We start from the raw sequence: 7,037 nt of genomic DNA, 5'->3' as shown, positions 1-7,037 counted from the left end.
GTGGTGGCATCATCAAGAAGATCATTTCCGGACTTTTCGGCATAAAAGAAGAGGAGAAGAAAACGCCGGTCCAGGAAAGCCGCCCGGCACGCCAGCATCAACCGCAACATCGCGGCCATGGCGGTCACGGTGGACAACGACCGCATCACCGCCCGCATCCGCACCAACGGCACGAACGTCCGCCGCAACCCGAGCGCCAGGGCGGCGGTCAGGATCGTAACCGTCCGCGTCCACCCCAGCCGCAGGCTGCCGGCGGCCCCAACAATGGCCCCCATGTTGAAGGTGGCCAACCGCAACGCGACCGTCCTGTAGGTCGCAGTGGACGGCGGCGGCGCGGTCGCGGTCGCGGCCGCGGTCAGGAAGGTCGTCCGCCGCAGGAGCGGCAGGATGTCAGTTCACGCAGCAGCACCACCGACATGAATACGGAAACACAAAAACCGGTGCGCGATGAAGCACAAAGACCGGTGCGCGAAAATTATCCTCCGCGCGAAGAAAGACAGGCTCCGCCAATGACCCCGCCCGCCAGCATGCCGGAGCCGTCACACGGTGACTCGCCGTCGGCTTCGTCCTGGGAACAACCGATGGAGCATCACGAGGCCTGGAACCCGTCGCCCGCCGACACCACGCCGCCCGAGGATACACGCGGCAACATCAAAAGCGAACCGGCGTCCAAGCCGGAACTGATGCAGGTGGAAACCCATCCCGACACGGACAGCGGGAACAAGTAGGAAACAAGCCGCCAAAATAAAAGGCCCGCGCAAGCGGGCCTTTTTCATTTAGCGGCTACAAACGTTGCGTACGCCGTATGTCCTCGAGCAAACCGCGCGCGGCGTCTTCGATCATGTCCAACACGCGATCGAAGCCGCTCGGCCCGCCGAAATAGGGATCGGGCACTTCTTCCTCCGGCCGATCAGCGGCAAACTCCATGAACAAGCGGATGCGCGTTTCTTGGCCAGGTGGACAGATGTCGATCAGATTTTCGAAATTCTCGCGGTCCATGGCCAGGACATAATCGAATCTCTCGATGTCCGCGGTGATGGCCTTGCGCCCGCTCAGGCCGCTGATATCGATGCCACGGCGTGCACAGGCGGCCTGGGCACGCGCATCCGGCGGCTCGCCGATGTGATAGGCATGCGTGCCTGCTGAATCGATTTCAAAGAGATGATCCAGTTTTTCATCCTGGACCAACTTCCGGAAAACTCCCTCCGCCGTCGGCGAGCGGCAGATATTGCCAAGGCACACAAACAACACTCTGACCATTACCAGACTCCCGACATGGCTTACTTGTTGCTGAAATATTTTCTCACACGTTCGAGGTCTTCCGGCGTGTCCACGCCGGCCTCAGGCATCTCATGCACCTCGTGCACGACAATGCGTTCACCGTGCCATAACACACGTAACTGTTCCAGTTGCTCCGCCTCCTCCGGCGGACAAGGCGGCCATGAGGCGTAGCGGCGCACGAAACCGGCGCGGTAGGCGTATAGACCGATGTGACGGTATGCCTGGATCGCCACGCCGCTTTTCCCGGCCATGACCTCACGCGGCCAGGGAATCGCCGCGCGGCTGAAATAGAGCGCATAAGCTTTCGTGTCACACACGACCTTGACCACGTTAGGATTCACTAGCGATTCGCGGTCACGGATCGCATGACAGGCGGTAGCCACCATCGCATCCTTGTGCGTGGCAAGTTTGGACGCCACTTCACGGATCAGTTCGGGCGGCATCAGCGGCTCGTCACCCTGCAGGTTGACCACGATTTCGTCCGCGCCGATGGCCTGCTTCTCGATCACCTCGGCGAGCCGGTCGGTGCCGCTGCGGTGTTGCGGCGAGGTCATGCATACACGCGCGCCGAAACTCTCCGCGGCGGTGCGGATACGCTCGTCGTCGGTGGCGATGGTGATCGCCATGGCGCCGGCTTTCGCGGCGCATTCGTGGACACGCTGAATCAGCGGTTTGCCGGCGACGTCTGCGAGCGGCTTGCCCGGCAGACGGATCGAGTCATAACGCGCGGGGATAATGATGTGCATGCGGGATATGCCGCCATGACAGGCGGCCGGTTCGTGGTTATTTAGGTAGCTCTTCTTCCGCCACCTGCCGCGCCTCGTCTTCGAGCATCACCGGGATGTCGTCGCGGATGGGATAAGCCAGCCGGTCCGCCTTGCAGATAAGTTCGGACTTTTTCTTGTCGTAAATCAGCGGGCCTTTGCACGCCGGGCAGACCAGGATGTCGAGCAATTTCTTATCCACGTTGTTTCTCCTTGAGCCGTCTCCAGACCTCTTCACCCACGCGCGGGTCGGGCCTGGCTTCTATCGCGAGGTACCACAAGTTGTCGTCCGCGAACCGTTCACATTTTACCGCATCTTTCTGCGTCATGATTACCGCCAGACCGTCGCCGAAGCGGACGTCCGGGGCCCGGAAGCGGTGATGGTCGGGGAAAGGATGATCGATGGTCTTCAACCCCAGCCGCCGCAAGTGGGAGAAAAAACGCGCCGGATGGCCGATACCGGCCACGGCATGCACTGTTTCTCCCCGAAACGAGCCGGCTGAGGCATAGGTATCCGGCGCATTCACGCGACACAGGCCGGTTTCTGCCAGCGTCATGCCGACCTCTCCCTGGTGCGGTTCGCCGTTGACGACGCGCAAGTCCACGTCGTTCAAGCGATTCACCGATTCGCGCAGCGGCCCGGCCGGCAGGCAGCGGCCGTTGCCTAAACGGCGTGTCCCGTCAATCACGGCAATCTCAACATCGCGCGCCAGACGCAGGTGTTGCAAACCGTCGTCGCTCACGATCACGTCGCAATGATGCTCGCGTAACAGATGCTGCGCCCCGCGCACGCGGTCCGGGTCCGCCGCCACGGGGCAACGGCTCTGCCGCGCCAGCATCACGGCTTCGTCTCCGACGACGTCGGGGTCGTGATCCGGCGTAACCGTCAGCGGCCAGTCCACCGCGCTGCCGCCGTAGCCACGCAGCACGATGCCCGGACGCATGCCTTGCTGCCGCAGGAAATCGGCGAGCCAGATCACCAGCGGCGTCTTGCCGGTGCCACCGACGGTGATATTTCCCACCACGATCACCGGGACTGGCAGCCTGACGGACGAAAAAATCCGCAGGCGATACAACCCGCGCCGCAAAAACATCAACAGGCAATACAGCCAGCTAAGGGGTAACAGCAGCAGGCTGACGGGTGTGAACCGGTACCAGTGTTGTTCCAGCCAATGCATCGCCAGTGGGCGTGCTAGCCGTTGCCGCTAAACTGAAAGCGGTACAACCCGGCATAAACGCCGTTTTGCGCCAGTAGTTCCTGATGTGTGCCACTCTCGACGACGTGGCCTTGGGCCAGCACCACGATCCGATTCGCATGCTCGACAGTGGAGAGGCGATGCGCAATCACCAGCGTCGTGCGGTTCTCCATGAGCTTCTGCATGGCCGCCTGCACCAGACGCTCGGATTCCGTGTCGAGCGAAGAAGTCGCCTCATCCAGAATCAGGATCGGCGCGTTCTTGTAAAGCGCGCGTGCGATGGCGATGCGCTGCCGCTGTCCGCCGGACACCCGCAATCCGCGTTCGCCGACAAGGGCATCCAGGCCCTGTGGCAGTTTCTGCGCGAATTCCAGCACGTGCGCCGCCCGGGCTGCCTGCATCACGCGATCTTCGTCAATCGGGCCTTCGTGGCCGTAAGCGATGTTGTTCCGGATGGTATCGTCGAACAACAAGGTTTCCTGTCCGACAATGGCGATGTGACGGCGCAGCTCAGCCAGCACCAGGTCATTGATATTCACATCGTCCAGCCGGATCTCACCCTCGTTCACCCGGTAAAACCGCGGCAGCAGGCCCGCCGTCGTGGTCTTGCCGCTGCCGGAGCTGCCCACCAGCGCCACCGTCTGGCCGGGCTCGATCGTGAACGACACGTCAGCGAGAGCGTCGGATTCCGCCACCGGATAACGAAACCCGACGTGGCGATACTCGATGCGACCGCGCACCGTTTCCAGCGTGACAGTGCCGGTGTCTGGTTCGGTCGGCTCATCGAGCAGTGTGAAGGCGCTTTGCGCCGCCGCCAGACCCGTCTGAATGGTTTCATTGACTTTGCCGAGACGCTTCGAGGGATTTGCCATCAAAGTGACTGCCGTAACATAGGAAACGAAACCGCCCGCGGTAATCTGTCCCGACAAGAGAGCGAAATAAACCACCATCGCGAATGCCACCGCGACAAGAAGTTGCACGATGCCCATACCGACGGCCGAAACCGTGACCTTGCGCATCGAATTACGGCGATTTTTCTCGTTGACTCCGGTAAACGCACGGATTTCCGTCGCTTGTCCGCCGAATGCCTTCACCACGCGCTGCCCCTCAGTGGCCTGCTGCGTGACTTGCGAGATATCCCCCATACTCGCCTGAATTTGGTGGCTGATCTTCCGAAAACGCCGGCTCATGGCGCGCACCAGCAGACTCGAGAACGGCGCTAGAATCGCGAAAATCATCGTCAGTTCCCAGTTGAGGTAGATCATCCAGGCCGCCATTGCCACGACCGTCAACCCGTCGCGTACCACGACGAAAACCGCATCGGTGACTGTGGATGCAATCTGCTCCACATCGAAGATCAGTTTGGAGATCAAACCTCCCGAGGCGGTCTTGTCGTAAAAACTGCTCGGAAGGCGGGTCAGATGCGTGAAAATCGCGTTACGAATATCAAATGTCACGCGTCGCCCAACCCAGCTGATGGAATACTGCGCCGCGAAGTTGGCAATGCCACGCACCAGGAACAGGCCGATGAAAATCGGCGGGATCAGGCGAATCGTCGCCATGTCCCTGGCAATAAATCCCTGATCCATGAGCGGCTTCATCAGTGCGGCAAGCATCGCGGAGCTTGCCGAAAGAACGGTCATGGCGATCACGGCGATCACAAACCTCCCTTTGTACGGGAGCGCGTAACCCAGCAGGCGGCGGTAAAGCCGCAGGCTGCCGCCGGTGTCGGAAACCTTACTCACGCGCCGCGGGGCCGGACGGTTGCTGGGTGGCGAAGGTGAGATGGGTGAAACCGAGGCGGCGCGCCGTGTCCATCACGCGGATCACGGCCTCGTGCGGCGTTTTCGCATCGGCGTTGATCACAACCACCGGGTCCTTGTTGCCGCCCGCGGCGCGCATCAGCGCGCTGCGCAGCACCTCAGGAGTGGCGTTCAACAGCTGCTGGTCGGCAATGTAATATTGTCCCTTGGCGTCGATCGTGACGCGCAGCGACGGCAGGTTTTCTTTCACCTCGGCCGAGGCCTCGGGCAGGCGGATGCGCAACTGCGACTCGGTGGAAAAACTGGTGGTTACAATCAGGAAGATCAACGCCATCAGCAACACGTCGATCAGCGGGATCAGATTGATCTCGGGTTCTTCATCGGGTGAAGGACGGAAGTTCATGGAGCCCCTCCCTCAGTCGCTCTCGCGCTCGCCGTGCAGGATTTCCACCAGCTTCACGGCCTCCTCTTCCATCTCGATCAACAGGTCATTCACGCGCCCGCGGAAGTAGCGATAGAACAGCAGGCTCGGGATCGCCACGCCCAGCCCGGCCGCGGTATTGATCAATGCGATCGCAATGCCCGAGGCCACGATCGAGGGATCGCCAACGCCGTGCTGGCCGATGCCGGAGAACATCTCGATCATGCCGATGACGGTGCCGAACAACCCCAGGAACGGCGAAATCGCGGCGATCGAGCCGAGCGAGCGCAGATAACGTTCCAGTTCCGGCACCACATGCCGCCCGGCATTTTCTATGGCTTCCTTGATGATTTCGCGTTCGTGGTCGCGATTGATCAGGCCCGCCGCCAGAATCTTGCCGAGCGGCGAACTGGCGCGCAGCGCCGCGATCCGCGCCGGTTCGATATCACTGTCGACCAGCCACTGTTGCACCTGGGCAAGCAGGGTGGCCGGCGCCACGTATTTTTTCTGCAGCGACCACAGGCGCTCGCCGATTATCGCGAGGGCGGCCACGGAGCACAGAATGATGGGCCAGATCGTCCAGCCACCCGCCTTGATCAATTCGAACATTCTGTTATTCCACGGAAAATATGTAAAAAAGTGCGGCTAATGCCGTTCCAACCTGTTTTTCAATTTGAACAGACTGGAGTCAGCGAAAGCTGCGCTCATGTAAAAAAAATAGCTTCACAAACTCAGTTGGAACGGCACTAATGTACCAGACGGGACGGAATCCTCAAAGACGGTGCGGCACTCTCAATCCGCATACCAATAGCGCCGGTGTTGTTCCCGGAACGCCATCGCTTCCAGCCCGGTCGCACGCAGACGGAACTCCAGTGCGCCAGAAGCGGGCGAATCGCGCAAGGCGATTCCACGCTCCGCGTAGCGTTGCACCACGGCCGTGTTGGGGTGATGGTAGCGGCTGCGATATCCGGCGGGCAGCAGCACGTAACGCGGGGCAACCGCGTCGATGAATTCGGGCGTGGACGAGGTCTTGCTGCCGTGATGCGGCGCCACCAGCACCTGCGAACGCAGCTGTCCGCCCCAGCGCTCGATCAGTTTCCGCTCGGCCCGTGCCTCGATGTCGGCGGGCAGCAGCACGTTCCCGAAACGGCTGTGTACCTGCAGCACGCAGGAGTCGTTGTTGGCGCGGCTGGAACCGATCGTGGCCGGGTTCATGACGGTAAAATCCACGCCATCCCAGCTCCACGTCTGCCCCGACTGACACAATCGCGCGGACGTCAAACGCTCCGGCACGCTGCTCAGTATTTCCCCAACCGGCAGCGCGTGCATCACCGATTCCGCCCCGCCGATGTGATCGTTGTCGCCATGGCTGATGATCAACGTATCCACGTGCCGCACTCCCACCGCGCGCAGATAAGGTTCGACAACCGCCGCGCCGGTATCGAAAGTACCCAGGCGTGGTCCGGTATCGAACACTAATGTATGTGTCTGCGTACGCACCACGGCTGCCAGTCCCTGTCCCACGTCGAGCAGCGTGAACCACGTCTCGCCCGCCGCCGGAGCCGGCGGCCGCACGAGAACCAGCGGCAACAACCACACTGCGCCCACCCAG

The 7,037-nt window shown here is 61.4% G+C and carries 10 protein-coding genes; 1 reads left to right on the top strand and 9 read right to left on the bottom strand.

Translation table 11 applies throughout. The features are described 5' to 3' along the window. On the bottom strand, positions 1-290 hold a 290-nt coding region (locus tag WB402_RS01640; RefSeq protein WP_424205104.1), incomplete at its 3' end, for a hypothetical protein. Between the two features lie 126 nt (positions 291-416). Between WB402_RS01640 and WB402_RS01635 the strand changes: the two genes are divergently transcribed. Further along, positions 417-728, top strand: a complete 312-nt coding sequence (locus WB402_RS01635; RefSeq protein WP_424205102.1) for a hypothetical protein — start codon at positions 417-419, stop codon at positions 726-728. A 55-nt stretch (positions 729-783) separates the two neighbouring features. Here the strand turns inward: WB402_RS01635 and WB402_RS01630 are convergent, their stop codons facing one another. The 8 genes from WB402_RS01630 to WB402_RS01595 form a co-directional block, all read right to left on the bottom strand. Continuing rightward, positions 784-1,260, bottom strand: coding sequence for a low molecular weight protein-tyrosine-phosphatase (locus tag WB402_RS01630; RefSeq protein ID WP_424205100.1), 477 nt, complete (start codon positions 1,258-1,260; stop codon positions 784-786). A gap of 20 nt (positions 1,261-1,280) precedes the next feature. Beyond that, positions 1,281-2,027 (bottom strand): 3-deoxy-manno-octulosonate cytidylyltransferase, encoded by a 747-nt coding sequence (gene kdsB, locus WB402_RS01625; RefSeq protein WP_424205098.1) that lies wholly within the window; start codon positions 2,025-2,027, stop codon positions 1,281-1,283. 37 nt (positions 2,028-2,064) lie between these two features. Then, positions 2,065-2,247 (bottom strand): Trm112 family protein, encoded by a 183-nt coding sequence (locus WB402_RS01620; protein ID WP_424205096.1) that lies wholly within the window; start codon positions 2,245-2,247, stop codon positions 2,065-2,067. Further along, on the bottom strand, positions 2,240-3,223 hold the full coding sequence (gene lpxK / locus WB402_RS01615) for a tetraacyldisaccharide 4'-kinase (RefSeq protein WP_424205094.1): 984 nt from the start codon (positions 3,221-3,223) through the stop codon (positions 2,240-2,242). Before lpxK ends, WB402_RS01620 begins: the two co-directional genes overlap by 8 nt. 14 nt (positions 3,224-3,237) lie before the next feature. Next, the gene (msbA, locus tag WB402_RS01610; RefSeq protein WP_424205093.1) at positions 3,238-4,986 is read right to left on the bottom strand and encodes a lipid A export permease/ATP-binding protein MsbA; all 1,749 of its coding nucleotides are present in this window, start codon (positions 4,984-4,986) and stop codon (positions 3,238-3,240) included. Continuing rightward, the gene (locus WB402_RS01605; protein ID WP_424205091.1) at positions 4,979-5,407 is read right to left on the bottom strand and encodes an ExbD/TolR family protein; all 429 of its coding nucleotides are present in this window, start codon (positions 5,405-5,407) and stop codon (positions 4,979-4,981) included. Before WB402_RS01605 ends, msbA begins: the two co-directional genes overlap by 8 nt. Before the next feature lie 12 nt (positions 5,408-5,419). Then, the gene (locus WB402_RS01600; RefSeq protein WP_424205089.1) at positions 5,420-6,034 is read right to left on the bottom strand and encodes a MotA/TolQ/ExbB proton channel family protein; all 615 of its coding nucleotides are present in this window, start codon (positions 6,032-6,034) and stop codon (positions 5,420-5,422) included. A gap of 183 nt (positions 6,035-6,217) precedes the next feature. Next, a partial coding sequence (locus WB402_RS01595; RefSeq protein WP_424205088.1) for a ComEC/Rec2 family competence protein occupies positions 6,218-7,037 on the bottom strand: 820 nt, incomplete at its 5' end.

It is taken from the genome of Sulfuricaulis sp. (assembly GCF_049587675.1).
Classification (GTDB): domain Bacteria; phylum Pseudomonadota; class Gammaproteobacteria; order Acidiferrobacterales; family Sulfurifustaceae; genus Sulfuricaulis.
Note: the sequence above shows the minus strand (reverse complement) of the source record. Positions and strands in the feature narration are given on the sequence as shown.

What these genes read in the sequence shown, in the direction of transcription:
- WB402_RS01635 (WP_424205102.1), top strand. Translation starts at nt 417, where the DNA reads ATGAATACGGAAACACAAAAACCGGTGCGCGATGAAGCACAAAGACCG.
- WB402_RS01605 (WP_424205091.1), bottom strand. Translation starts at nt 5,407, where the DNA reads ATGAACTTCCGTCCTTCACCCGATGAAGAACCCGAGATCAATCTGATC.
- kdsB (WP_424205098.1), bottom strand. Translation starts at nt 2,027, where the DNA reads ATGCACATCATTATCCCCGCGCGTTATGACTCGATCCGTCTGCCGGGC.
- WB402_RS01600 (WP_424205089.1), bottom strand. Translation starts at nt 6,034, where the DNA reads ATGTTCGAATTGATCAAGGCGGGTGGCTGGACGATCTGGCCCATCATT.
- WB402_RS01630 (WP_424205100.1), bottom strand. Translation starts at nt 1,260, where the DNA reads ATGGTCAGAGTGTTGTTTGTGTGCCTTGGCAATATCTGCCGCTCGCCG.
- lpxK (WP_424205094.1), bottom strand. Translation starts at nt 3,223, where the DNA reads ATGCATTGGCTGGAACAACACTGGTACCGGTTCACACCCGTCAGCCTG.